The sequence below is a fragment of the Gordonia alkanivorans genome (genome assembly GCF_004011905.1).
GTDB classification, from domain to species: Bacteria; Actinomycetota; Actinomycetes; order Mycobacteriales; family Mycobacteriaceae; genus Gordonia; species Gordonia alkanivorans.
Genome location: NZ_CP027114.1, coordinates 3477501 through 3502307, shown reverse-complemented (window position 1 = coordinate 3502307; position 24807 = coordinate 3477501). Strand labels below are relative to the sequence as shown.

At 66.3% G+C, this 24807-nt stretch carries 29 protein-coding genes and 1 pseudogene; 21 read left to right on the top strand and 9 right to left on the bottom strand.

Annotated features, from left to right (window positions below; translation table 11 throughout):
• Positions 1 to 56: 56 nt before the first annotated feature.
• A complete protein-coding gene (locus C5O27_RS15930; protein WP_006357589.1) occupies positions 57 to 461 on the top strand; it encodes a VOC family protein in 405 nt (134 codons plus the stop codon).
• 7 nt (positions 462 to 468) lie between these two features.
• Here C5O27_RS15930 and C5O27_RS15925 read toward each other — a convergent pair whose 3' ends face one another.
• The gene (locus C5O27_RS15925) at positions 469 to 1194 is read right to left on the bottom strand and encodes a DUF6319 family protein (protein ID WP_244216526.1); all 726 of its coding nucleotides are present in this window, start codon (positions 1192 to 1194) and stop codon (positions 469 to 471) included.
• Between the two features lie 91 nt (positions 1195 to 1285).
• Between C5O27_RS15925 and C5O27_RS15920 the strand changes: the two genes are divergently transcribed.
• From C5O27_RS15920 to C5O27_RS15895, 6 genes are all read left to right on the top strand, one after another.
• Positions 1286 to 1489 (top strand): zinc-ribbon domain-containing protein, encoded by a 204-nt coding sequence (locus C5O27_RS15920; RefSeq protein ID WP_035752409.1) that lies wholly within the window; start codon positions 1286 to 1288, stop codon positions 1487 to 1489.
• 46 nt (positions 1490 to 1535) lie between these two features.
• Positions 1536 to 3041 (top strand): protein adenylyltransferase SelO, encoded by a 1506-nt coding sequence (locus C5O27_RS15915; RefSeq protein WP_127963122.1) that lies wholly within the window; start codon positions 1536 to 1538, stop codon positions 3039 to 3041.
• Positions 3042 to 3115: 74 nt separating this feature from the next.
• Positions 3116 to 3562 carry a hypothetical protein gene (locus C5O27_RS15910; RefSeq protein ID WP_127963121.1) on the top strand — a complete coding sequence of 149 codons (447 nt, stop codon included), beginning with the start codon at positions 3116 to 3118 and terminating at the stop codon, positions 3560 to 3562.
• A 53-nt stretch (positions 3563 to 3615) separates the two neighbouring features.
• On the top strand, positions 3616 to 4014 hold the full coding sequence (locus C5O27_RS15905; RefSeq protein WP_050918651.1) for a TraR/DksA family transcriptional regulator: 399 nt from the start codon (positions 3616 to 3618) through the stop codon (positions 4012 to 4014).
• A gap of 118 nt (positions 4015 to 4132) precedes the next feature.
• Positions 4133 to 5176 carry an NAD(P)-dependent alcohol dehydrogenase gene (locus C5O27_RS15900; RefSeq protein WP_075863361.1) on the top strand — a complete coding sequence of 348 codons (1044 nt, stop codon included), beginning with the start codon at positions 4133 to 4135 and terminating at the stop codon, positions 5174 to 5176.
• Between the two features lie 113 nt (positions 5177 to 5289).
• Positions 5290 to 6021 carry a lysophospholipid acyltransferase family protein gene (locus tag C5O27_RS15895; RefSeq protein ID WP_127963120.1) on the top strand — a complete coding sequence of 244 codons (732 nt, stop codon included), beginning with the start codon at positions 5290 to 5292 and terminating at the stop codon, positions 6019 to 6021.
• Between the two features lie 9 nt (positions 6022 to 6030).
• Here the strand turns inward: C5O27_RS15895 and C5O27_RS15890 are convergent, their stop codons facing one another.
• On the bottom strand, positions 6031 to 6381 hold the full coding sequence (locus C5O27_RS15890; protein WP_006357581.1) for a winged helix-turn-helix transcriptional regulator: 351 nt from the start codon (positions 6379 to 6381) through the stop codon (positions 6031 to 6033).
• A gap of 96 nt (positions 6382 to 6477) precedes the next feature.
• Here C5O27_RS15890 and C5O27_RS15885 point away from each other — a divergent pair, with 96 nt between their 5' ends.
• Entirely contained in the window at positions 6478 to 7137 is a 660-nt protein-coding gene (locus C5O27_RS15885) for an FMN-dependent NADH-azoreductase (RefSeq protein ID WP_127963119.1), read from the top strand.
• Between the two features lie 81 nt (positions 7138 to 7218).
• Complete coding sequence (locus tag C5O27_RS15880) at positions 7219 to 8292, top strand: YihY/virulence factor BrkB family protein (protein ID WP_075863348.1); 1074 nt, start codon at positions 7219 to 7221, stop codon at positions 8290 to 8292.
• Positions 8293 to 8315: 23 nt separating this feature from the next.
• Here the strand turns inward: C5O27_RS15880 and C5O27_RS15875 are convergent, their stop codons facing one another.
• Both C5O27_RS15875 and C5O27_RS15870 read right to left on the bottom strand, forming a co-directional pair.
• Positions 8316 to 9104, bottom strand: a complete 789-nt coding sequence (locus tag C5O27_RS15875) for a thioesterase family protein (RefSeq protein WP_006357578.1) — start codon at positions 9102 to 9104, stop codon at positions 8316 to 8318.
• A gap of 87 nt (positions 9105 to 9191) precedes the next feature.
• Positions 9192 to 9827, bottom strand: a complete 636-nt coding sequence (locus tag C5O27_RS15870; RefSeq protein ID WP_127963118.1) for an isochorismatase family protein — start codon at positions 9825 to 9827, stop codon at positions 9192 to 9194.
• Positions 9828 to 9942: 115 nt separating this feature from the next.
• Here C5O27_RS15870 and C5O27_RS15865 point away from each other — a divergent pair.
• Positions 9943 to 10893: pseudogene (locus tag C5O27_RS15865) on the top strand (GlxA family transcriptional regulator).
• A 55-nt stretch (positions 10894 to 10948) separates the two neighbouring features.
• Here the strand turns inward: C5O27_RS15865 and C5O27_RS15860 are convergent.
• Positions 10949 to 11368 carry a DUF1622 domain-containing protein gene (locus C5O27_RS15860; protein WP_006357574.1) on the bottom strand — a complete coding sequence of 140 codons (420 nt, stop codon included), beginning with the start codon at positions 11366 to 11368 and terminating at the stop codon, positions 10949 to 10951.
• A gap of 173 nt (positions 11369 to 11541) precedes the next feature.
• Between C5O27_RS15860 and C5O27_RS15855 the strand changes: the two genes are divergently transcribed.
• Positions 11542 to 12756, top strand: coding sequence for a cation:proton antiporter (locus C5O27_RS15855; RefSeq protein WP_127963117.1), 1215 nt, complete (start codon positions 11542 to 11544; stop codon positions 12754 to 12756).
• Between the two features lie 57 nt (positions 12757 to 12813).
• On the opposite strand, the gene C5O27_RS15850 is transcribed toward C5O27_RS15855, so the two are convergent.
• Positions 12814 to 14289 (bottom strand): flavin-containing monooxygenase, encoded by a 1476-nt coding sequence (locus C5O27_RS15850; protein ID WP_006357572.1) that lies wholly within the window; start codon positions 14287 to 14289, stop codon positions 12814 to 12816.
• Between the two features lie 176 nt (positions 14290 to 14465).
• Here C5O27_RS15850 and C5O27_RS15845 point away from each other — a divergent pair, with 176 nt between their 5' ends.
• From C5O27_RS15845 to C5O27_RS15825, 5 genes are read left to right on the top strand one after another with little or no spacing between them, the layout of a single operon-like run.
• Positions 14466 to 14828: an ArsR/SmtB family transcription factor gene (locus C5O27_RS15845; RefSeq protein ID WP_020173050.1), complete on the top strand. Its 363-nt coding sequence runs from the start codon at positions 14466 to 14468 to the stop codon at positions 14826 to 14828.
• The gene (gene arsB / locus C5O27_RS15840; protein WP_127963116.1) at positions 14825 to 15925 is read left to right on the top strand and encodes an ACR3 family arsenite efflux transporter; all 1101 of its coding nucleotides are present in this window, start codon (positions 14825 to 14827) and stop codon (positions 15923 to 15925) included. Before C5O27_RS15845 ends, arsB begins: the two co-directional genes overlap by 4 nt.
• Positions 15918 to 16601, top strand: a complete 684-nt coding sequence (locus C5O27_RS15835) for an arsenate reductase/protein-tyrosine-phosphatase family protein (RefSeq protein WP_127963115.1) — start codon at positions 15918 to 15920, stop codon at positions 16599 to 16601. The genes arsB and C5O27_RS15835 overlap by 8 nt, the downstream gene beginning before the upstream one ends.
• Before the next feature lie 41 nt (positions 16602 to 16642).
• On the top strand, positions 16643 to 17068 hold the full coding sequence (locus tag C5O27_RS15830) for an arsenate reductase ArsC (protein ID WP_006360546.1): 426 nt from the start codon (positions 16643 to 16645) through the stop codon (positions 17066 to 17068).
• The gene (locus C5O27_RS15825) at positions 17065 to 17475 is read left to right on the top strand and encodes an arsenate-mycothiol transferase ArsC (protein WP_005193685.1); all 411 of its coding nucleotides are present in this window, start codon (positions 17065 to 17067) and stop codon (positions 17473 to 17475) included. Before C5O27_RS15830 ends, C5O27_RS15825 begins: the two co-directional genes overlap by 4 nt.
• A gap of 26 nt (positions 17476 to 17501) precedes the next feature.
• Here C5O27_RS15825 and C5O27_RS15820 read toward each other — a convergent pair whose 3' ends face one another.
• Entirely contained in the window at positions 17502 to 17990 is a 489-nt protein-coding gene (locus C5O27_RS15820; RefSeq protein ID WP_174351863.1) for an ArsI/CadI family heavy metal resistance metalloenzyme, read from the bottom strand.
• A 99-nt stretch (positions 17991 to 18089) separates the two neighbouring features.
• Here C5O27_RS15820 and C5O27_RS15815 point away from each other — a divergent pair, with 99 nt between their 5' ends.
• Positions 18090 to 18452, top strand: coding sequence for an Rv2640c family ArsR-like transcriptional regulator (locus tag C5O27_RS15815; RefSeq protein WP_127963114.1), 363 nt, complete (start codon positions 18090 to 18092; stop codon positions 18450 to 18452).
• 569 nt (positions 18453 to 19021) lie between these two features.
• Here the strand turns inward: C5O27_RS15815 and C5O27_RS15810 are convergent.
• A complete protein-coding gene (locus tag C5O27_RS15810; protein ID WP_005193680.1) occupies positions 19022 to 19618 on the bottom strand; it encodes a class I SAM-dependent methyltransferase in 597 nt (198 codons plus the stop codon).
• A 92-nt stretch (positions 19619 to 19710) separates the two neighbouring features.
• On the opposite strand from C5O27_RS15810, the gene C5O27_RS15805 reads away from it, so the two are divergent.
• The 4 genes from C5O27_RS15805 (at position 19711) to C5O27_RS15790 (ending at position 23540) form a co-directional block, all read left to right on the top strand.
• Complete coding sequence (locus C5O27_RS15805) at positions 19711 to 20112, top strand: ArsR/SmtB family transcription factor (protein WP_010844639.1); 402 nt, start codon at positions 19711 to 19713, stop codon at positions 20110 to 20112.
• Complete coding sequence (locus C5O27_RS15800) at positions 20109 to 22109, top strand: heavy metal translocating P-type ATPase (RefSeq protein WP_127963113.1); 2001 nt, start codon at positions 20109 to 20111, stop codon at positions 22107 to 22109. Before C5O27_RS15805 ends, C5O27_RS15800 begins: the two co-directional genes overlap by 4 nt.
• Complete coding sequence (locus C5O27_RS15795) at positions 22106 to 22621, top strand: signal peptidase II (protein WP_005193672.1); 516 nt, start codon at positions 22106 to 22108, stop codon at positions 22619 to 22621. The genes C5O27_RS15800 and C5O27_RS15795 overlap by 4 nt, the downstream gene beginning before the upstream one ends.
• A 265-nt stretch (positions 22622 to 22886) precedes the next feature.
• Positions 22887 to 23540 carry a DsbA family protein gene (locus C5O27_RS15790; protein ID WP_006360542.1) on the top strand — a complete coding sequence of 218 codons (654 nt, stop codon included), beginning with the start codon at positions 22887 to 22889 and terminating at the stop codon, positions 23538 to 23540.
• Positions 23541 to 23549: 9 nt separating this feature from the next.
• On the opposite strand, the gene C5O27_RS15785 is transcribed toward C5O27_RS15790, so the two are convergent.
• Positions 23550 to 24758, bottom strand: coding sequence for an IS110 family RNA-guided transposase (locus C5O27_RS15785; protein WP_005193666.1), 1209 nt, complete (start codon positions 24756 to 24758; stop codon positions 23550 to 23552).
• Positions 24759 to 24807: the final 49 nt, after the last annotated feature.

The following is a 24807-nucleotide window of genomic DNA, read 5'->3' as shown; positions in this document are numbered from 1 at the left end:
ACTGGTCGGTGCGTCCAGAGTTCCCATCCGGCGCCCTTCCTGGGAGGAGGCATCCGATGCCTGCATTTCCCGCTCTCACCCACGTCGCGATCACCGTGAGTGACCTTGCTGCGAGTACCGCTTGGTACCAGACCCTGTTCGACGCCAAACCGGTCTTGGACGAGGACGAGGAATCCGGCAACTTCCATCACACGGTCTTCGCACTCGCCGGCGGAACGCTTTTCGGACTCCACACCCATAGTTCGAGCGGGTCGGATGCTGACGGTTTCGACGAGCGGAACGTCGGACTGGACCATGTCGCATTCGCCTGCACTCGGCCCGAACTCGAAGAATGGGTTGCCCGTCTGGACAAGGCCGGAATCGCGCACAGCGGCATCAAGCACGCCCACTACGGATCAGGGATATCGTTCCGGGACCCGGACAACATCGCGCTGGAGTTCTTCGCCCCGCCGGCCGGATGAACTCGAGTCAGCTCTCGGCGGGCCCGACGTCGAGGTGAGCGAGCGCTGCTCGTGCGTTCTCGAGTTCGCGCGTCAGCTCCTCGATCTTCCTCTGCGCGGCCTCGCGCGCGGATTCGATGACCTCGTCGACGGCCGTGATCGCTGCGTCGTCGCCGAGTTCCTGCATCGCGCGGGCCACGCGGTCAGCGGTCACCTCAGCAGGCTTTCCCTTCTTGGTCCCGTGCGCCACCGACACCGTCCAGAGGCTCTCACCCGCTGACGTGATGGTCACGCTCACCGCCGCTGTCGAGTTCTTCGACCGTCGAGCAGCTTTCGCCGGAGCAGACTTCGGCGCGGCCGATCGCGGCGGTGCGGGCTCCGGACGCGTAGTGGGCTCGGGCGTCGGCTTCGGTTCCACTGCAGCTGCTTTCGGTGTCGGCGCAGGGCGTACCGACGGTGTCGGGTCGGCAGGGGCGGTCCTGGGCGACCGTGGGGCTGCCTTCGCGGGTGCTGAGGCGGAACGTGCGCGCTGCAGTTCGTCGGCCTCGAAGGGCAACTGATCGTCGACGCCCTTGGGCCGCACCGTCACCGTCGAACCGTCGACGGACAGAACCCGCGCCGAAGTCCCGGCGTCGAGTCCGAGGGACGGCATCGGGTCACGGAGGTAGACGGTCACGCGCTTGCCGGCCGCGAGTGCGGCGGACAGAGATTCCAGGTCAACGGCGGTCAGGCCGGTCCTCTTCTGCGAGCTCACGCGTCCATGTTCGCACACGCGTGCGACTGACGGGTGCCGGGTCTCGATCCAGTCCGGACGGGCCGGTCGCGGTCGTGCATACGATGACGGAGTGTTCTTCCTCTTCGGATACGGCCCCAAGCAGCAGCAACTCGGCGCAGGACAGACCCGTACGTGCCCCCGTTGTCACAACACCACCCAGTGGACCCGGATGCGGGAGTTCAAGCAGTTCACCGTGTTCTTCATCCCGATCGCGCGCTGGGGACGGCGCGAGTTCGAGGCCTGCGGCATCTGCGGCGCCGCCATCGCACTGTAGACATCAGCGAAAGTCGGGCAGCGCGACGAGTGGTTACGCTCGAAGAGTGGCTGCCACCGACTCCCCCGCCCGCACGTCCGACGCGATCACCGGCTTCGAGAGCACTTTCGTCGATGAGCTGACGCCGCTCACCGTCGAATGGCGGGGAGCCGACGTGCCCGATCCGCAGCTCCTCGTCGTGAACGAACAGCTCGCATCGTCGTTGGGGTTGGACGTCGAGGCCTTGCGCTCCGACGACGGGGTCGCGATCCTGGCCGGCGCAGCCGTGCCCGCCGACGGGCAACCGGTGGCGACGGCGTACTCCGGACATCAGTTCGGCGGATACGCCCCACTGCTCGGCGACGGGCGGGCACTTCTGCTGGGTGAACTGCTCGACGTCGAGGGTCACCGCGTCGACATGCAGTTGAAGGGCTCTGGTCCGACGCCGTTCTCGCGAGGAGGAGACGGTTTCGCGGTCGTCGGACCGATGCTCCGCGAATACCTGGTCAGCGAAGCCATGCACGCTCTCGGCGTGCCCACCACCCGGTCACTGTCGGTGGTGGCGACGGGTCGCGGCGTTCACCGCACCGGTGTCGAGCCCGGAGCCGTGCTCGCGCGCGTCGCAGCGAGTCACCTGAGGGTCGGTACCTTCGAGTTCGCCGCCCGCAACGGCGACATCCTGCAACCCCTCGCCGACTATGCGATTGCTCGCCACTACCCCGACCTATCCGATCTGCCGACCACCGGTGGTGGGAACCGCTACGCGAAGCTGCTGGAGGGCGTTGTCGACCGTCAGGCCCGCCTCGTCGCCCAGTGGATGCTCGTCGGGTTCGTGCACGGTGTCATGAACACCGACAACACCACCATCTCCGGCGAGACCATCGACTACGGGCCGTGCGCATTCGTCGACGCCTTCGATCCGGCAGCGGTGTTCAGCTCGATCGATCAGGGCGGGCGTTACGCCTTCGGGAACCAGCCCGCCGTCCTGAAATGGAACCTTGCACGGTTCGCCGAAGCGCTTCTCTTGCTGATCAGCCCCACGCCGGACGAGGCGATCGCCATCGCGACCGCCACGCTGTCCACCTTCGACGGTCTGTACGAGCAGCACCTCAACGAAGGTCTGTCCGCCAAGTTGGGGCTGGCCGATACCTTTGTCGACCACGCATTGATCGACGACCTGCTGGCCCTGATGGCAGAACACCGCGCCGACTGGACCGGGGCCTTCCGGGCGCTCGCCGACGAACTCCGCGGACGAACGGCTCCGCTCGACCTACTCCTCCCACGGGAGGTCTCGGCGCCCTGGCTCGCACGATGGCGCGAGACGCTCGCCGATCACGGCCGGGACGACGACACCACCGCAGACGCGATGGATCAGGTCAACCCGCTCTACATCCCACGCAACCACATGGTCGACGCCGCCCTCCGCGCCGCGCACGAGGGTGACCTCGCGCCGTTCGAGGAGTTACTCGACGTCGTGACGCACCCGTTCGAGCGGCGCGTCGAATGGGTCAAGTACACCGCGCCTGCTTCGGACGAGTTCAACTCGTCGTTCCAGACGTTCTGCGGGACCTGAGTGTCGGGAGTGTTCCGCGGGACACCGGTGAGTTGCCCCCGAACCCCCTGCGTGCGTGTTCCGACTGCGCGACCATGGACATCATGTGGACACTCACCCGCGATGAGGCTTCTGTCGTCGAATCACCCTCGACCGTGAACTCGACCGCGGTCGCCGGCTCGATCGCGACCACGTCGAGCCTGGCGGTGGCCGGTTCGGCCGGCACCGTCGCGAGCGCTGCCGTCGCCGGGTCGGCCGGCACGGTGGCCAGCGCCGGTGTCAGTTCCTCGGCGGCTACGGTCGCGAGCGCGATCGTCACGGGTTCGGCGGCGACGATGGCCAGCCTGCTCGTCGCCGGAAGTGTCGCCACCGCAATCAGTTTCGGGGTCGCCGGCAGTGTCGGTGTCGTGGCCTGTCTGCTGTGCCGGCGGTGCGCTGGATGTGTCGGCTGCGTCCGCTGCACGGCCTGTGTCGGCTGCGTGGGGTGCGTCAACTGTTCAGGGTTGCGCGGCGCCGTCGGTCTCCGCGACGTTCATGCGTGACCGAGAACGTCGTACCTGCGGCGTACAACTTGAGCCGTGAGTCGACCACAGACCTGGGCTCGGTCAACGTGATCCACTCCGACCCGAACTCCGGCCCGAACCAATCGGAAGCATCGCTGATCGCCGAGCGCGAGAGAACCGCGACGCTCATCGAATCACTGTCTGCGAGTCTGGCCGCCGTCATCGAGTCGACCGCGGACGCCGCCTCCGACGATGAACACGATCCGGAGGGGACGACACTCGCCGTCGAGCGTGGCCAGTTGGTCGCCCAGCTCGAACGATCGCGGGTTCGTCTGGACGAGATCGACGCTGCTCTCGAGCGCGTCGGTCGCGGAGCGTACGGCCGCTGCGAGACGTGCGGCGAGGTCATCGACCCCGAGCGACTCGAGGTCCTCCCCGCGGCCCGGCAATGCGTGCGATGCGCGGCACGGAACCCATCCCGCCGGTGGTGAACAGGAAGTTGCCACGCCGAGCGGATTGTGCCGAGTTCGACGGAAGACGCATGGCTTTGCGACCGACCGAGTAGACCGGAAGGCGGGTCCACCATCCGCCGGATCGAAAGGTATGCGCATGAAGGCTATTCAGGTCATCCAGCCGGGCAAACTGCCGGAGCTGCGTGAGGTCGACAAACCCTCGCCGGGTCCCGGACAGGTGCTCCTGAAGGTGACGGCAGCCGGCGCCTGCCATTCGGACGACTTCGTCCTCAACCTGCCCGAAGAAGGATTCCCCTATCCCCTTCCGATGACGCTCGGCCATGAAGGAGCCGGCGTGGTCGCCGAGGTGGGCACCGGCGTCACCGGTATCTCCGAGGGCATCTCGGTGGCCGTGTACGGAGCCTGGGGTTGCGGCGTCTGCCACTTCTGCTCCCGCGGCTTGGAGAACTACTGCAGCCGAGCCGGCGAACTGGGCATCGCACCACCGGGTTTGGGCAACCCGGGCGCGATGGCCGAGTACCTGCTCGTCGACAATGCGCGCCACCTGGTGCCCCTCGGCGACCTCGATCCGGTGGATGCAGTCCCTCTCACCGATGCCGGCCTCACGCCCTACCACGCGATCAAACCCTCGCTTCCGAAGCTGGTCGGTGGCACCACGGCAGTGGTCATCGGAGCCGGTGGTCTCGGGCATGTCGGGATCCAACTGCTTCGGCACCTGACTCCGTCGCGAGTGATCGCCCTCGACGTGAGCGACGAGAAGCTCGAGTTCGCGCGCGAGGTCGGGGCCCACGAGGTGGTGCTCTCCGACGCCGATGCCGTCGCGGGCGTCCGCAGGATCACCGGGAACGACGGTGCGACCGCAGTCTTCGACTTCGTCGGCCTGCAACCCACTCTCGACATCGCGATGGGCGTCGTCGGGACCATGGGTGACGTGGTGATCGTGGGCATCGGCGACATGGTCGCCGCGGCGAAGGTCGGCTTCTTCACCCAGCCCTACGAGGTGTCGGTGCGCGCGCCGTACTGGGGAGCACGCGACGAGCTCATCGAGGTTCTCGACCTCGCACGAGACGGTGTCCTAGAGGTGGCGGTCGAACGGTTCTCGCTCGATGACGGGGTCGAGGCCTACCGGCGATTGGCCGCCAATGACCTACGTGGTCGAGCCGTCGTGGTGCCTGACTGAACATCGCCCCGGCATGGACTCAAGCCCCCCACCTGCTGTTCTTCGTCGTCCACAGACAGACTGGTTTCGCCGTTCCTTGGGCATGACAACTTACCTACGGTACCGTAACTTACGTGGATGTGGAGCTCACCCGGTCTGAGGCCGTATACGCGCATTACCTCGATCACCAGCAGGATCGCGTACGCGCGAAGTTGATGTACGGGGTGCTCGCCGCCAAGATCAGGCCCGTCGTGGGGTTCACCGCCCGCGATCGTCTGGTTCGCGCGGTCCGCAGCGGCAAACCGTTACTGGTCGCGGCCAACCATGTGTCCGAGCGCGATCCGCTGGTGTTGGCGGCGGCAGGCTTCCGCTCACCGCTTCGTCCCCGCATCGGTCACCTGCGCGTGCTGGCGAAAGACGAACTCTTCGAGGACCCGGAGCAGCGACGCAAGATCGACACCCTGGGCGGCATTCCGGTCTTCCGTCAGAAGGACCACGGTGTCCGGGCTGCCGCGGAGGCCGGTCGCCAGATGTTCGGCGTCTGCGTCGAGCGAATGGTCGGCGGCGACAGCATCGCCGTCTTCCCCGAGGGGACCTGCAACGAGGGTGACGTGACCCGGTTGCAGAAGCTCGGAACCGGGATCGGCCACATCGCCTACCGTGCGTTGAAAGCGGGCGTCGACGTCACGCTCGTGTCCGCCGGTATCGCCTACTCATCGGAGAGCGATCGGGCCCGACCGATGGTGACCTTCGGGGATCCGGTCGACCTGACCGGCTTCAAGGACGAGACGCCTGCCGCGCTGACGAGGATGATCCAGGGCGACCTGCAGGGTGTGGTCGACGAAGTGTGTCGGATCGCAGTCTGATCCGTCGAGTTACTCCGCCACCGACGGCGGCAGATTCTCCCAAGCCCAAGCGGTGAGGGCGGTCAGTGCCGGCATGAGTGCGCGCCCCGACTCGGTGAGCTGATAGGACACCGACACCGGCGGTCCGGGATCCACCAGGCGTTCCACCAGATTGGCCGCGGTCAGTTCCGAGAGTCGGCCGGACAGCACCGAATCGCTTATTCCTCCGACGGCGCAACGCAATTCGGCGAACCCCGCCGGTCCGTTCATCAGCGTTGCGATGAGAATGCCGTTCCACCGCTTGCCCAGGAAGCCGAACGCACGACGCAACGCATCGTCGCATGTGCGCGGCGCGTGGCCGGTCGCGGAAATATCGGACATCGACCACATCCTAGTCGCCCGGTGGCGCTTCGACGACGACGGTACTACCTTGTGAGTAGTCACTTCTAAATACCTAGTTGCTCCCGAGGAGTTCGAATGTCTCTGTTCCGTCTGGATGCCAGCATCCTCCCCTCCACGTCGTCGAGCCGCGCCCTCGGCGACCTCGTCGAGCGCGAATGGACCAGCGCTCACCCGGACTCGACGGTCACACGCCGAGATCTGTCGACCGATCCCGTTTCCGCGACTGTGTGGCGCGATGCCGTGATCGCCGGAACGGTCCCGCCGGCCGACCGCGACGCTGCGCAACGCGAGGCAGTCGCCCTCGCCGCCGAGATCGCGGATGAGGTCATCGGGGCCGAGGCGTTGCTGCTCACCGTTCCGCTCTACAACTTCGGTGTTTCCCAACACTTCAAGGGCTGGTACGACCTCGCAGCTACCGATCCGCGGATCGGCGTCGACCCGGCCGCGCTGCGTGGCAAGCCCGCGGTGCTGGTCACGACCCAGGGCGGCAACTACGACCCGGGAACGCCGAGGGACGGCTGGGACCACTCGACGCCGTGGCTGCGCCGCGTCCTGGAGGATGTCTGGGGACTCGACCTCCGGATCGTCAAACGTCAGTTCACGCTCGTCGGTGTGAATCCTGCCCTCGATGCCTTCGCCGATATCGCGGCCGAGCTCAAGGTCGAGGCCGAGGAGAACGCGCGCATCGCCGGCCTCGAGCTCGCGCTGTCACGTGTGGTCGCCTCCGCGGGCTGACCGCCACCGGGCGCGCTCCCCCGTCCCGCCTGGTCAAGGCATGGAGAGTTTGGTCTGCGAACCCGGCGGCTACACCGGGGTATGAGCAAGGACGAGCAGACCATGGACAAGGCCGGCCGGGACGTCGAAGACGACCCGACTCTCGCCGATCCAGACGATCCACGTAAGCCCGAATCGCCCACCGACCTCACCAAGCCGTCGCTGATGTTCGTGCTGCGAAAGACGGCCCGCGAGTTCTCCCGTGATCAATGCACCGACCTGGCGGCCGCGCTCACCTATTACTCGGTGCTGTCACTGTTCCCCGCACTGCTCGCCATGGTCTCGCTGCTCGGTGTCTTCGGACAGGGAGAGAAGACGGTTGACGCGGTGCTGACGATGGTCGAAGACCTGGGCCCGTCGGATGCGGTGGACACGCTGCGTGCACCCGTCGAACAACTCGTGTCCGCGCCGAGTGCAGGCCTCGCCCTCGTGATCGGTCTCGCCGGCGCTCTGTGGTCGGCGTCGGGATATGTCGGCGCATTCGGTCGTGCGATGAACCGCATGTACGAGGTCGATGAAGGCCGTCCGATCTGGAAGCTGCGGCCCGCCATGCTGCTGGTGACGCTGGTGGCCCTGATCCTCGCCGCTGCTGTGGCGCTGATGCTCGCGGTCAGTGGACCGATCGCACGTTCCATCGGCGATGCGATCGGTCTGGGCAGCACCGCTCTGACTGTGTGGAACATCGTGCGCTGGCCGGTGGTGCTGGTCTTCGTGGTGGTGATCGTCGCTGTCTTGTACTGGGCGACACCGAATGTGAAACAACCGAAGTTCCGGTGGATCAGTGCGGGCGCAGTCCTGGCGATCGTCACCTGGATCGTGGCCTCGGCGGCGTTCGCTCTCTACGTCTCGAATTTCGGCAGCTACAACAAGACCTACGGCGCGCTGGCGGGTGTGATCGTCTTCCTGCTGTGGTTGTGGCTGACCAATCTGGCCCTGCTCTTCGGCGCGGAGTTCGACGCCGAACTCGAGCGTGGTCGTCAGCTTCAGGCGGGTATGGCTGCCGAAGAGCGGCTACAGCTTCCCCCTCGCGACACCACCGTCTCGGACAAGAACGAGAAGATCCACCAGGAAGACATCGAGAAGGGCCGAGCCCTCAGGGAATCCCACGGCGGCTGAACGCCGCACTTCTGCGGGCTTCGTCAGGCGAACAGCGCAACCGTCTGTGAGGCCTGGATGATCGGACGCGATGCACTGTCCCACAGGGTCATCGACTGATGGGAGTAGCCGTCGCGCGTGAAGGTGCTCGACGATTCCAGGAGCATCCAGTCCGTCGGCTTCGGCAGGTCGTCGGTGCAGATGTGCAGCGACCAGCTCATCGTGCTGATCGGCGCCCACTCGGTGAACGCCGCCGTGGTCGCCGGCGGCAGGGCGTCGGCGAGGGCGACCAGCGCGATCGTCGGATCCACTCCCTCGGCACCGCGATGCCGCACCCAGGCGAGGAACCGCGGGTCCCCGTCGTCACCCAGCGGGACGGTCCCACCCGCCCGAACCATCTCGACGTTGTCGACGAACGCCGGACGAAGGGGCGCCGAGGCGTCGCCGAACGGCCCACAATCCTCGGGTGCCGGAACCTCGGGAGCGCCGACGAGGTCATGGCTGATCGCACTCGGACGCGGCTGCGCGAAGATCAGCGACGCGTGCGCGGCGATCTGTCCCCCGCTCACGGTTTCGACGGCGACGCTCGAGGCTGATCGCCCTTCGCGGAGTCGGCGGGCGGTGAACGTCGCGGCGTCGACGACCGGCGCGCTGAGCAGGAACTGTGCCGACTTCAGTGGCGGTAGCGGCTTACCCTCGGTCAGCTGCGCGGCGAGTACCGACATGGCAGCGGTCAGCCCGCCGTAAGCGGTACGACCCTGCGTCCACTGGGTGGGGACGACGAATTCCGAGGTCGGATCGAAACCCGAGACGAGTTCGGCGAGTGTGGGCATGGCAGGACTCTTCCTCACGCGACTATGACGACCGCTATAACGCACTGCACGCTACTCTATGACGGTCGGCATATAAAACCGCGCTCGTCAGGCGCCGAATGCCCGCTGCCCTTCCACGGCTGAGGACGCCAGATCGTCTTTGTCGAGCGGGGCCCCACCGGCGCTGGCGTCGATCCATTGATCGGTGGTGGCGACCGCGGCGAAGTTGGAGTGGAGGATCGCCATCAGCGTGTTGTGAGCCTGCTCGGCCGAGGCCTTCCCGGCGGCGTTCGCGATGTGGATGGCGCCGGTTGCGTCGGAGACCACCTCGGCGGCGATGCCCAGTTCCTCGGCGCCCGCGGCCGAGGCCAGGTCGCAGTTGTTCGTCATGTAGCCGGCGAACGTCACCGTGTTCACGTCCTGCGCCCGCAGCCACTCCGCCAGGTCGGTCCCGGCGAACACGCTGCCGTGGATCTTGCGCACCCGCTTCCACGACGGTGTCGCCCGCGAGGCGACGTCCGGGTGCAGTTCCCACGATCGCGACCCCTCCGCGAACGCCGGCGCGTCGGCCGGGTACGTGTGCTGAACGGCCACCACCGGGATGCCCTGCTCCTTCGCGTGGTCGATGAGTCGGACGATGTTCTGCACGCTCATGTCTCGAGGCGGGTACTGAATGGCCAGCGGGCCGTCGAAGTACTGGTTCTGGACGTCGACGAGGATCAGTGCGCGGCGGATCGTGGTCATGGTCGGGTCTCCCATCTGTCGGCGGCCGGGGGTGTCGACCGACCACCTCACTATGCGTCGTCGCAGAGTACGGTCGGGAGTGGCACGAATGCCTACTTTCGATGGGATCTGGCCAATGCGAATCGCAGTCTATGTCTTCGACGGCATCTCGATGTTCCATCTCGCCGCACCGCAGCTGGTCTTCGGTGAGACCGCGAGAACGGACCCGGGATCATCGTGGACCACTGTCTTGTGGAGTGCGGCCGGCGGCGAGGTCGGCGTCGGCGAGGGGTACAAGATCTCCGGTCTTGTGGGACCGTAGGCTGCCGCAGATGCAGACATGATCGTCGTGCCGTCCTGGCCCGAGGATCTCCCGCCGCTCGACGCCTCTCTCCGCCAGATCCTCATCGACGGCCACGACCGTGGCGCGGTCATCGTCGGGCTGTGTCTCGGCGCGATCCCGGTCGCCGACGCCGGCCTGCTGTCTGGACGTTCGGCGGTGACCCACTGGGCGGCGATGGACGCGTTACGCAAGCGCCACAACGACATCCCGCTCGACTCACTCGTACTGTACGTGGACCACGGTGACGTCTTGACGTCAGCGGGCACGGCGTCGGCGATCGACGCCTGCCTGCACCTCGTCCGCGAACGGTTGGGTGCCGACGTCGCCAACGACGTCGCCCGCCGCCTGGTCGTCGCGCCGCACCGGGACGGCGGTCAGGCGCAATACACCCGACAGCCCGTCCCGGTGACGGCAACAGGCAACCCGATCGGCGAACTCATGGAGTGGGCCGCGCAGCATCTCGACGACTCGCTCACCGTGCAACATCTCGCCTCCCGGGCCGCCATGAGTACCCGGAGCTTCGTGCGGAACTTCAAGATGGTCACCGGAACGACGCCCGCGCAGTGGATCCTTCGGCAACGCCTCGATCGTGCCCGGGTTCTCCTCGAGACCACCGACGTCGGAATGGACACCATCGCCGAACGATGCGGCTTCGGCAGCAGCGTGACGATGCGACAGAACTTCGCGGCGACGTTCGCGACGTCGCCGACCAGTTATCGCCGTCAATTCCGGGTCACCGGCTGACTCCTCATCCCGAGGCGCATCTGGTAGGCGTCCGAACGCGTTGTCGATCAGCCGATCACGATTCTTCGACCGCCCGACTCGCGGCCGCGTCACGTGCCACCGCCTTGCTCAGCAACTGACCGCCGTTGGTCAGCACCGCCCGCCGCCACGGCAGAGTGCCCTCGATCTCGATCTGAATGGACATCGACAGCACCGTCCGGATCACCACGATGATCCCGAGGATCAGTGCGTCCTCGATCGAGGGCTTCGAGGTGATCGTGCGGATGAGGTCTGCGGCGACGAGGATCTCGAGACCGAGGAGGATGGCCGAGCCCAGGGTTGTCCGGAGGATCGAGAAGGCTTCGCTGCCGGATTCCCTGCGGGACAACGACCGCGCACCGAGGACGAGCGCGATGATGAAGCCGGTGATCATGGCCAGTGCGCCGAGCGCTTCGAATGCGACCGCCACCGCGGTGAAGATGTCCTCGAACTCCATGCACGTCAGCCTATCCGCGTCCACCCGTGTGCAACGGCTGTCCGGAGCGAGCCGACTTCATGGATTCACGACGTGGCGAAGCTGCCTCACGTGCACTGATCTCGCTGCGACCTACCTGATCAGCGCGGCCGGCCGGGATAAGATCCGACAATGCTGTCACGTGGGCGAGGTCGATGACTCCCGCACTGATCGCGATCGTGGTGATCGTCGGGTGGACCCTCGTCGCGGGCCGGTTGTCGCGGCTCCAGATCTCCGGGGCCATCGTGATGGTGGTCGCCGGCCTCGTGATCGGGCTGACCACGAACAACTCCATCGGCAACGCACTCGACACCGACGCAGCCGAACCCTTCGTCGAACTGATCCTGGCTCTCCTGTTGTTCGTCGACGCCATCGAGGTGCGAGGCGGCTACTTCGCCGGTGAACGTCGAACATCTCTGCGGCTGTTGCTCATTGCGATGCCGCTGTCGGTCGCACTGGCGACCCTGCTGGGTGTCGCGCTCCTGCCGTCGATGGCGGTCGGCGTCGCGCTGCTGATCGCCTGCGTGGTGACCCCGACGGACCTGACGCCCGCCTCGTCGCTGGTACGTGATCGGCGGTTCCCCACGCGGGTGCGACACCTGCTGAACATCGAGAGCGGTTACAACGACGGCATCATCGCGCCGCTCTTCATCTTCGCCCTGACGCTCGCAGGCGACCACAAGCACGCCTCCTCCCCCGCCGAAGCACTCGAACAGGCGGTGCCGTCTGCGCTGTCGGCGGTGTTGGCGGGCAGCGTCATCGGACTCCTCGCCGCGCGACTGACGAACTTCACCATTCGCCGCGGGCTCGCCACCGAACAGTCCATCCGGATCAGCCTCGTCCTCATCCCGATCCTCGCCTACGGATGTTCGGTGCAACTCGGCGGCAACGGCTTCGTGGCGGCATTCCTCTGCGGTATCGCCTACAAGGCGGCACGGGCCGACGGTCCGGGCGACGAGCAACTGCGCCTCGCCGACGATGTCAGTGCGCTCGCGGCCCTCACGATGTGGTTCGTCTTCGGCTGTGCCGCCGTGCTGGTCTTCGAACTCGGGTTCGTCTGGCAGATCGTCGTTCTGGCCCTCGCCGCGCTGACCGTCCTCCGGATCGTTCCCGTCTACCTCGCGCTGCTGCGCACCGACATCGGCCCACGTGATCGACTTCTGATCGGCGTCCTCGGGCCACGCGGAACCGCGTCGATCGTCTTCGGTCTCCTTGCTTTCAACGAACTCGACGGCATGGTCGCCAACGAGACGCTGTATGCGATGACCGTGACGGTCCTGGCGAGCGTCGTGTTGCACGGCTTCGGGGTGGGTGTCGTCGCCCAGCGACTGAACCGGCGAGAGGCCGCGAAGGACTTAGAGTTCGACTGATTGTTTCGCTTGCCCGACAGGTGAAGCCGGCGAGGTATGTCGTTCTGTCCGTGTTTCCTACGTGAGAACCTCCGGTTGCCGCGCCTGCGCAAACCGTAGATTCTCGTCGGCGACATCGCCTTTGAACAGGCGACGATCGGCGTAGTAGCTCATCGACATCACCCACGGGGTGTGCGGTCCCTGTTTCGGCAGGGTGTCGAGAGCGCGCTGGACGTACCCGGCGCCGAAGTCGAGCAACGGCCGGGTGGGCATGCCCGGGTCGGCTACCGGCCACACCGCGTCGTGACCGTGAGAGTCCATGTACCCGAGCAACTTACAGAAGTACTGGCACAGCAACCCGATCTTCAGTGTCCAGGATGCGTTGGTGTACCCGATGGCCAGTGCGAAGTTCGGCACATCGGACAGCATGATCCCGCGGTAGACGACGGTGTCCGGTAGCGAGACCGGGTTGCCGTCGACGGTGAGGTCGATGCCGCCGATGATCTTGATGTTGAGTCCCGTTGCGGTGACGATGATGTCGGCTTCGAGTTCGGCGCCACTCCGCAGGAGGATGCCGGTCTCGGTGAACGACGTGATCCGGTCGGTGACGATCGACGCCTTGCCCGACCGGATGGTGCGGAAGAGATCAGCGTCGGGCACCACGCACAGGCGCTGATCCCACGGGTCGTAGGGCGGGTTGAAGTGGACGTCGACCGGAAAGTCCTCCGGGAGTTGAGACTTGTTGATCTTCCGGATCATTCGTCGCGCCACCTGGGGGAACCGCTGACACAGTTCGAACAGGATTCGCTGCTGCGCGACGTTCTTCTGCCGAGTGAGCGCATATCCCCGCTCGTCGCCGAAGATCTTCTTCAGCGAGTTGGCAATTGCGTCTTCACGCGGCAACGGGATGACGTAGGTCGGCGTGCGCTGCAGCATCGTCACGTGCGCGGCCTCCTCGGCCATTGCGGGCAGCAGCGTCACGGCCGTCGCACCGCTTCCGATCACCACGACCCGCTTCCCGGCGTAGTCGAGATCCTCCGGCCAGTGCTGCGGGTGCACGATCTGACCGCGGAAGCGGTCCTCGCCGGCGAAGTCGGGACTGAATCCCTCGTCGTAGTCGTAATAGCCCGAACCGCAGAAGATCCACCGCGCGCTGATCTGCGTCCGCTCCCCGGTGTCGGTGCGCTCGAGGTCGACGAGCCACCGTGCGTCGTCGGAGGACCAGGCGGCGGCCATGACCTTGTGGTGGTACCGGATGTGGCCGGTGAGGTCGTTCTCCTCGATCGTCTCGTGGAGGTAGTCGAGAATTCGCGGGGCGTCGGCGATCGCCTGCTTGTCGGTCCACGGCTTGAACTCGTAGCCGAAGGTGTGCAGGTCCGAGTCCGAGCGGATGCCCGGGTAACGGAAGAGGTCCCAGGTTCCGCCGGCGGCTGCACGAGCCTCGACAATGGTGAACGTCTTCGACGGACGCTTGGTCCGTAGGTAGCGGGCGGCCCCGATGCCCGAGATCCCGGCTCCGATGATGAGGACGTCGACGCGGTCTGGTGCGGTCACTGTTCACTCCTGGCTGTCCGACGTGGTGCTGTCTCCAGGATGCCAGCTCCGACAAGCCCACCACTTTTCGGCAAACGCACCCCCCATCAAGGTGGATCTCAATGCGGGAACGCAAGTGCGCTCCCGGGTATCGGAGGGCCTTGTCCCGTTGAATCGATGTATGTCAATATTGACGGGTGTCGAATAAGAACTTGCTTCTCTTGCCAGGCCGCGGCCTGAGTGGTGACGAGACCGGAGCGGTTACCCCGCTGCTGAAGGCGCTCGCGGATCCGGTTCGGCTGCGGTTGCTGTCGGAGGTCGCCGCGCATCCGGGAGGTGAGGCGTGCGTGTGCGACATCTCCGGGCCGTTCGAGCTGTCGCAGCCGACGATCTCGCATCATCTCAAGGTGCTGCGTCAGGCGGGTCTGGTGACGAGCGAACGCCGCGCGACCTGGGTGTACTACCGTGTGAACACCGAAGCACTGCAACAACTGTCGGTCCTGCTGGGCGATCTCGCCATGGTTGTGGGGGAAACTCGTTCGTGCGAGGCCGACCAGTGACCACCACCGACACCGCGGTCGCGGCGAAGTTGTCGATGCTCGACCGGTTCCTGCCGGTGTGGATCGGCGCAGCAATGGTCGCGGGCCTGATGCTGGGCCGCACCGTTCCCGGCCTGGGTGACGCCCTGGCGGCCGTGGAGATCGACGGCATCTCGCTGCCAATCGCTCTCGGACTGCTGATCATGATGTATCCGGTGCTGGCCAAGGTGCGCTACGACCGACTCGACTCGGTCACTGGCGATCGTCGCCTGCTCCTGGGATCGCTCCTGCTGAACTGGATCGTCGGACCCGCGTTGATGTTCGCGCTGGCCTGGCTTCTGCTCCCGGACCTACCGGAATACCGGACCGGACTGATCATCGTCGGTCTGGCGCGCTGTATCGCGATGGTCATCATCTGGAACGACCTGGCGTGCGGCGACCGCGAGGCGGCTGCCGTCCTCGTCGCACTGAACTCGGTGTTCCAGGTGATCATGTTCGCCGTGCTGGGCTGGTTCTACCTTTCGGTGCTACCCGGATGGCTCGGCCTGGAACAGACGACCATCGACACCTCGCCGTGGCAGATCGCGAAGTCGGTGCTGATCTTCCTCGGAATCCCGTTGATCGCCGGCTATCTCACCCGCCGCATCGGCGAACGGGCCAGAGGCCGCGAATGGTACGAATCCTCGTTCCTCCCGCGATTGGGGCCGTGGGCCCTCTACGGTCTGCTGTTCACCATCGTCATCCTGTTCGCCTTGCAGGGGGAGCAGATCACCTCTCACCCGTGGGACGTCGTGCGGATCGCGCTGCCGCTGCTGATCTACTTCGCGGTGATGTGGGGTGGCGGATTCGTCCTCGGCGCCGCGATGGGGCTGGGTTACGCACGGACCACCACGCTGGCGTTCACCGCCGCCGGCAACAACTTCGAACTCGCCATCGCCGTCGCGATCGCGACCTATGGTGCGACCTCCGGCCAGGCTCTCGCCGGGGTCATCGGGCCACTGATCGAGGTCCCGGTTCTCGTCGCCCTCGTCTATGTGTCCCTGGCGTTGCGGAAACGCTTCACAACTCCCACTGCTACTAGCCTAGATGTGTCGAAGGAGCCTGCTCGCGATGTCTGAGAATGCGTTGGACGAACACCTACGTCGCGGTGAACACCGCGAGCAGCCCGAACTGTTGATGCCTCATACCGTGTTGGCCCGTACCGCCGCCGACTTGGCCGCCAAGTACGAAGGGGTGGTGTCTCGCCAGACGGTAGAACGCTGTGTCTTCGAGTCCTACACCGTGTTACGGCGTACCTCCCGGGTGCATACGCATCTGACGACCTTGGCGGGCCGGTTCGCGGCTGATCGGTTACGCGCCCTCGCCCAGGCTGAGGGCGCGGTGCCCAAGGATGTGCCCGAGGTTCTCTTCATCTGCGTGCAGAACGCCGGCCGCTCGCAGATGGCCGCAGGATTGTTGACCCATCACGCCGCTGGGCGGGTACACGTGCGCTCAGCCGGGTCAACACCCGCGCACTCGATCAACCCGACCGTCGTCGAAGCAAGGAGCGAGATCGGCGTCGACTTGGGTACGCAGTACCCCAAACCGCTAACCGACGATGTGGTCGCCGCCGCCGACGTGGTCGTAGCGATGGGTTGCGGCGACGCGTGTCCGATCTATCCCGGTAAGCGGTATCTCGACTGGACGGTCTCCGATCCTGAAGGCCGTCCACTAGGCGAGGTTCGCGCCATCCGCGATGACCTTGATGCCCGGGTTCGCGAGCTCCTTGCCGAGCTCACGGCCGACCGTGTGTGACTTTCCGAGCTTTCCTCCACAGCTGAAAGGGCCTGTGTTTCATGTCTTCCTCTCGACCTAGCGTGCTGTTCGTGTGCGTCCACAATGCTGGCCGCTCACAGATGGCCGCGGGGTTCCTCACCGCTCTGAGCCAGGGCAGTGTCGAGGTCCGCTCCGCCGGATCTGCTCCCGCCGACTCAATCAATCCCGCCGCTGTCGCGGCGATGGCCGAAGTCGGTATCGACATCTCCGCGCAGTCACCGAAGATCCTCACCCCCGACACGGTCGAATCCTCCGACGTGGTGATCACCATGGGCTGTGGCGATGCATGTCCAGTATTCCCCGGCGTCAGGTACCGCGACTGGGCCCTCGACGACCCAGCCGGCCAAGGCATTGACGCGGTCCGCCCGATCCGCGATCAGATCCGCGGACTCGTCGAGGACCTCCTCGACGAACTCGTACCCGCCGACCAGCAGGTCGGCCGGTGAGCACGACACCGCAGGTGCTGTTCGTGTGCGTGTCCAATCGCGGCAAATCGGTGATGGCCGAACATCTCACACCGACAGTCACCGCCCGGATCACCCCATCCTCGGCCGGCACCAGCGCGAAGATCGGCGGCCAGGTCAACGACCTGTCCGCCCAGGTGCTCGCCGAAGTCGGCGCCACCGTGGACGGACATCAGCCGCGCCAACTCACCGACGAACTGATGCAAACTGCAGATCTCGTCGTGGTGGTCGGCACCGCCGACGTCACCCCACCCGACGGCGTCGCCCTCGAGGTGTGGAACACCGACGAACCCTCCGAACGGGGCATCGACGGCATCGAACGGATGCGGTTGATCCGCGACGACATCACCGCCCGGATCCGCGCCCTCGCCGACCGCATCGCGCGGTAGGCGGGAGCGCGGGCTGAACGTCGGGCTCAGCAGCAGGCCGTGCGCGCTTCGGCCGGTTCGGCGGCGCTGCCACCGCAGCACACCGAACCCTGCTCGGCGTCGTCGGCGGCGGCGTTCTGTTCCAACAGTTTCGGGCTGGTGCCGAAGGTGTCGGAGTCGGCGAGCACGGTGTAGACCTCCCACTTCTCGTTCGCCGGGCCGGTCACCCAGACCTTGTCCTGGGTTGCGAAACAACAGGTGGAGTTGATCTCCTCCTGCGTGAACAGGCCCTCCCCGGACAGCCTGGCGATCTCGGCGTGCACCTTCTCGCTCGATTCGACCTCGACGCCGAGGTGGTTGATCGTGCCGCCCTGGCCGGGGTTCTCTAGCAGCACCAGTTTCAGCGGCGGCTCGACGACCGCGAAATTGGCGTATCCCGGCTTGCGTTTGGCCGGGGTGGTGTTGAACAGCTTGGAGTAGAACTCGATCGCGGTATCGAGATCATCGACGTTGAGCGCCAACTGCATACGGGACATGACCATCACCTTCACCTGTGAGACATATATCGAACTGCGGTCACTCTGCAGCGTGCCCACCTTTTCGACATATGTCAAGTAGGGGCGTACGATCTGGTCATGCCGAAGCCCTTGCCGATGGTCGACATCAGCGCCCCGATCTGCTGCGCACCGGTATCGGCGGCACCGCTCGATGACGACACCGCGCTGCAGATCGCGTTGCGGCTCAAGGCGCTTGCCGATCCCGTTCGGATCAAGCTCGTCTCAATCCTGCTTACCGACACCGGTGACGGGACCTGCACCTGCGACCTCGCGACCGCGGTCGGCCTCACCGAAGCCACCACCAGTCACCACCTGGGGCAGCCCCGCAAAGCCGGCATGGTCACCCCCGAGCGCCGCGGCATGAACGTCTACTACCGAGCGCAACCGGACTCGTTGGAAGCACTACGCAACGTTCTCAGCGCTACGACGGGTTGCTGTTGAACGGCGACGGCACGAACTGAGCGAGCCTTATCCGGGTGTCCTTTTGGCAGGCCAACTCCGGTGTCTTTCAGCAGGTCAGCGAGCATGGCGAGCAATCCAGCTCGGCTGGTGGCGGGCAGATCGGATCGGTGATCACGGCGTGGCCGGCGCCAGCGAGGGCGGTGATGCGGGCGGCGACGCTGACCGCGTGCCCGAACAGGTCTCCGTCGCGGACGACTGCGCTGCCGTAGTGGATCGATCCCGGCGCGTAGGGCGATGAATCCGTCTTGACCGGCGGCCGCGGCCGCGGGGGCGGTGATCGTGGCGAGGATCACTTGGGGGGCGTCGGCGGTGAGCATCACCGCATCGCCGATGGCCTTGACCAGCCGCGTGCCCGGTCGTAGAGCCTGCCTGCCAGGTCTGAGAGGCCAACCGTATGGCCAGTTCTGCGGCTTCCTGGTCGCCGCAGAACTCGGTGAACACGCTGTATCCGGCGAGGTCGACGAACGCCACCGCGACGTCACGCTGCTCGAGCTCGGCGAGCTCGTCCGAGGGAGGGCCATGGTGATGCCCGTGCAGTGGTGGCGTGGTCATCGGTCACCAGCACGGCGGGCACGGAACCGGGCGAGCGCAGGGTTCTCGCGGACCGTGATGTCGGTCAGAGGCAAAGACGTCAGGCGCAGGCGGAGTTCGCCACGGGGGATGAACCGGTGCGGTGCCCCTTCGAGGTTGTGCAGCAGCCGCGCCGGTGCGCTGCCGAGCAGGTCGTAGCCGACCAGCATTCCGCCGGGCGCGAGCACTCGGGCGGCCTCGGCGAGTGCGCGTTCCCAGTCGATGACGTGGTGCAACATGATGAACGAGACGACGGTGTCGAAGCTTCCGTCCTCGAACGGCAGGGCTGTGGCGTCGGCGACCTGGGCGTGAGCGCGGGCCCCGAAACCCTGCAGCCGATCGCTGGCGGCGGCGACCATGACCGGGTCGAAGTCGGTGACGGTCACATCCACGAGTTCGTCGGGGTTGGTGGTGAGGATCTGTTCGGTCATCGCGCCGGCGCCGCCACCGATTTCAAGGACCCGGCCTCGGGGATGGATGCCTTGCAGCGCCCACGGGAGTACCCACCTGCCGGTGGCCGCCTGCCACGGTGCGCTGCGGCAGAACAGAGACTCGATCGTCGACATCGACGGCATACCAACAGCTCCCACCATCTCGCCCGGCCGCGCCTGCTGCCACTTCTTCGTGATGATTCGATTACAGCACACAATGCCGCTATCATCGTCATATGACGATGAATGAGTGCTCGGTGGCGACTGGGGCGGACCTCGATCCCGCGGTGGCGTTGTTCCACAGCCTCTCCGATGGGACCCGTCTGGCAATCGCAACCCGCCTCGCGCACGGTGGCGAGGCCCGGGTGGCGGATCTGATGGCGGAGCTGGGGTTGGCGCAATCGACGGTCTCCGCGCACGTGGCGTGCTTACGGGACTGTGGGCTCGTCGAAGGCCGCCCGCAGGGGCGGCAGGTGTTCTACAGCCTGGCCCGACCGGAGCTGATGGACGTGCTCGCCGCCGCCGAAACCCTCCTGGCAGCGACCGGAAACGCGGTTGTGTTGTGCCCGAACTACGGCACCGACGCCACCACCTCCTGCTGCACAACGGGCGACACGAAGGCGGGGGTGCGGCGATGAGCGACGCATGCGGATGCGGGCACGACGAACCGGCCAGTGAGGACGAGCAGGCTCCGGAGCACTGGTGGCAGGTGCGGGAGCTGCAGGCTGCCGCCGCGGCCGCGGTGTTCCTGCTCGCCGCGTACATCACCAGCTGGTCCGGCGGCCCCGAACCGGTCGCGCTCGCCCTGGAGTGGGTGGCGCTGCTGATCGGGGCGTGGACATTCGTCCCCTCGACCCTGAGCCGGTTGGCGAAGGGCAAAATTGGCGTCGGCACCCTGATGACGATTGCTGCGGTCGGCGCGGTGATCCTCGGCGAGGTCGGCGAAGCCGCGATGCTCGCTGTGCTGTTCTCCATCAGCGAAGGCCTTGAGGAGTACGCCGTCGCCCGCACCCGCCGCGGGCTGCGGGCGCTACTAAATCTGGTCCCGGACTCCGCGACCGTGCTCCGCGACGGCACCCCGGTCACCGTCTCCCCGGCGGAATTGGCCGTCGGGGACCAGATGTTGGTCAAACCCGGCGAGCGGATCGCCACCGACGGCACCATCACCGAAGGCCGCACCGCACTGGATGTTTCGGCGATCACCGGCGAATCCGTGCCTGTCGAAGCCGGACCCGGCACGCAGGTCTACGCCGGGTCGATCAACAGCACCGGCGCCCTGATCGTGCATGTCACCAGCACGGCGGAGAACAACTCGCTGGCCAAGATCGTGCAGATCGTCGAGGCCGAACAGTCCCGCAAGGGCGACGCGCAACGCCTCGCCGACCGGATCGCCAAGCCCCTGGTACCGGCGATCATGATCTTCGCCGCCGCCATTGCGATCCTCGGCTCCCTGCTCGGTGACCCGGCCACGTGGATCGAACGGGCCCTGGTCGTGCTCGTCGCCGCGTCGCCGTGTGCGCTGGCGATCTCTGTGCCGGTGACCGTGGTCGCGGCGATCGGCGCCGCCAGCAAGATCGGCGTCCTGGTCAAAGGAGGTGCCGCCCTCGAAGCCCTCGGCCGGGTCCGCACCGTCGCCCTCGACAAGACCGGCACTCTGACCGCGAACCGGCCCACCGTCGTCGACATCGCCACCACCCCCACCGACACCGCTGCTCCTAGCACCGGGAGCAGCCTGGGCGACCGCACTCCGGGCCAGGAGCGGGTGCTCGCCGTCGCCGCGGCGCTGGAAGCGCACAGCGAACACCCGCTCGCCCGCGCGATCCTCGCCGCCCACGGCGAGACCACCGCCGCGCGCGATGTGCAGGCTGTTCCCGGGGCCGGCCTGACCGGCCTCGTCGACGGACGGCCCGCGCGGCTGGGCCGTCCCGACTGGATCGAGCCCGGCCCGCTCGATGAGCGGGTCGCGGCCATGCAGGCCGACGGCGCCACCGCCGTCCTGATCGAACACGACGGTCAGGTCATCGGCGCGGTCGCCGTCCGTGACGAGCTTCGCCCCGAAGCCGGCGCGGTAATCGAGCACCTGCACCGCATCGGCGCCACGGTCGCGATGCTCACCGGCGACAACACCGCCACCGCCAACGCGCTGGCGAAGATCGCCGGCATCGACGACGTACACGCCGACCTCCGCCCCGAAGACAAGGCCCGCATCATCGGCGACCTCCGAACGAACTCGTTCACCGCGATGGTCGGCGACGGCATCAACGACGCTCCCGCCCTGGCCACCGCCGACCTCGGCATCGCCATGGGCGCAATGGGATCGGACGTAGCGATCGAAACCGCCGACGTCGCCCTCATGGGCGAAGACCTCCGCACCCTCCCGCAGGCACTCGATCACGCCCGCCGCGCCCGGAAGATCATGCTGCAGAACGTCGGCCTGTCCCTCGCCCTGATCGCGATCCTCATCCCTCTCGCGCTGTTCGGGATACTCGGCCTCGCCGCCGTCGTCGCCGTCCACGAACTCGCCGAGATCGTCGTCATCGCCAACGGAGTCCGCGCCGGCCGGGTCAAAGCGCTAGCCCGGGCGAGGACCGGAACTGGCCAGCGGACTCCGTCCGTAGTGACGGTCGGGCAGTGATCACCGCGGTTCCGGTGGCGCACCGCCGCGTACGCCTCACACGGCGGTGCGGGCTGCTGGCCGTCGCTGTCGGACTCGCGGCCACCGATCTGGCCGTCAAGGCATGGGCCACAAGCGCGCTCGCGGACGGCGCAGTCATCGGAACGGGGCCGGTGCAGCTGCGGCTGGCATTCAATCCGGGCGCGGCGTTTTCGATCGCCGCCGATGCCCCGGCATGGGTGCTGCCCACAGTCACCGGAATCATCACCTTCATCGTCGCGGTCACCTCCTGGCGGATGGCGCCAGGCACCGGGCACCTCGGGCGGCTGGGGTTAGCAGCGATCCTCGGCGGGGCAAGCGCCAATCTCATCGATCGGTTCCCCGACGGAGTGGTCACTGACTATCTCCACACCGGTTGGTGGCCAACGTTCAACCTCGCTGACACATTCATCGTCGGCGGCGCTGCCATCTTGATCACCCTCACCGCATTCAGGAGTCCCGACGAACGAGCGCAGCATTCACCCGAGCGCTGACCCCCCCGATCCGGCGCAGGGCCCGGCTGGCCGCGCTGGTCACTGCCCGGCTCACCGTCTGCCCGGAGTCTCGATGGTCCGCTCCCAGAGGAAACGCCAGAGACTCCTCGCTGCCGGATACAGAATCTGATCCGCTTGTAGCGCGCACCCATGAAGACTGAGAACAGACATCAGGTTCATACATTCCGGGCGCTACCCCGAAGGCAACCCCCGGCCTGATGAGACCGATCCTCATTCCCGCCGACATCGCCTCTATGTTGAACGTATGACCAGACCAACCAAGTTCGCGTGGGCGTTCTTCGTAACCATTATCGTCGGTATCGGAGTCGCCGTCCTCGTCGATCAGGACACTTCCACACCCGCCCCGTCCGATACCGCCGCGGTGTCTGATCTGGTGGCCCGGCCCGACAGTCATCGGCTGACGTCGCCTGCGCAGAGCCGGGCGCAATTCGTCGAGTTCCTGGACTTCGAGTGCGAAGCCTGCGGAGCCATCTACCCGGTCATCGAGGATCTGCGGCGAACCTACGGCGACCGCGTTACGTTCGTCGTCCGCTACTTTCCGATGCCCGGACACTTCAACGCCGAACGTGCTGCTCGCGCGGTCGAAGCCGCCGCCCAGCAGGGGCGGTTCGAGCAGATGTACCAGCGCATGTTCACCACCCAAACCCATTGGGGCGAACAGCAAGTCCCCGCTGACGACCTGTTCCGTAGCTTCGCCGTCGACCTCGATCTCGATATGGCGGCCTTCGACACGGTCTACAACAGCCCGGCCACGCTCGAACGGATCCGCGCCGACGTCGCTGACGGTCTGGCTCTCGGGGTCCAAGGCACCCCCACATTCTTCCTCGACGAGAATCGGCTACAACCGAACACGATCGACGACCTCACCGCGGCGGTGCGTGCAGCGGCGTCTGAATGATCTCAGGGGCTAGGCGGCAGCCTCCGCGATGGGCGGGCCGGCGCCCCTCGGAGTCCATTCTCGGCCATCACGGATGAGTGCCCACACAACATCAATCAACCGTCTGGCCAGCGAGATGAGCGCATGCACGTGAGAGCGGTTCTCGCGTCGTTTGCGCTGGTAGAACTCCCGTGATGGTCCGTCGCGTTGCGAGCTGTTGAGTGCGGCCATGTAGAACACCTTCCGCAGACCCCGGTGGTAGCGCTGCGGTCTACGCAATGTGCCCCGCCGGTTACCTGAATCATGCGGGACGGGAGCAAGACCGGCGTAGGCAGCCAGTTTGGCAGCCGAGCCGAACGACGTGAGGTCGCCACCAGTGAACGCGATGAGTTCGGCACCACTTCGGGTGCCGATACCGGGTACGGATTCAAGAATCCGGGCGTGGCGGTCTCGGCGGAACACCTCGGCGATCTGTTTATCCAGGTAGGTGATCTGGCGAGTGAGCGCCATCAGCGAGGTAGCCGCCTGCTGCACCAGCAATGCCGTGGTCGCCTCACCAGGCAGAGCGACGGTCTGCGCGGCCGCGGCGGCACGCGCCTTGCTGATCATCTTCGGGATGGTCGGCCGGCGGACTCCTTGACCGCGTAGGTGGTCGTAAATCTCCTCGTCGGAGACCCCATCAATCGCCGACGGTGTGGTGAAGCGGGTGACGAACGCCAAACCAGTCAACGTCGAGTAGTCGAAGCACCGTTCGAGACCGGGGAAGATGCGGGTCAGCAGGCCGCGCAGTCGATTGATGCCTCGTGTGCGTTCGGTGACCAAGTCGCGGCGATGCCCGGTCAACAGGTCGAGTTCGATCGCGACGTCATCAGGGACCGCGACCGTCGCGAGATCACCACGCAGGCGCGCGGTCTGGGCGATCACCACCGCGTCGCGGGCGTCGGTTTTGCCTTCGCCGGCGAAAGCGCCGGTCATGCTGTGCACAACGCGACCAGGTACATAGCGAATGTGTTGGCCGCGGCGGGACAACACCCCTCGGAGGAGGGCCGATTCCGGCGCGGTCATGTCGATCGCCCACACCACCGATTCGACACGGCACGCCTGGTCCACAATCGCTTCGATGGCCGCCTGATCGTTCGGTACCCGACGTGACCACAGCACCGTCCCCGCGTCGTCCACAGCGGCGGCGTGGTGTGCGTGACGGCCGACATCGATTCCTACCCAGATTGTTTCGACCACATGAACCTCTCTGCTCGAACCTGTTGACCTCGTCAGGGGTTGTTTCGCC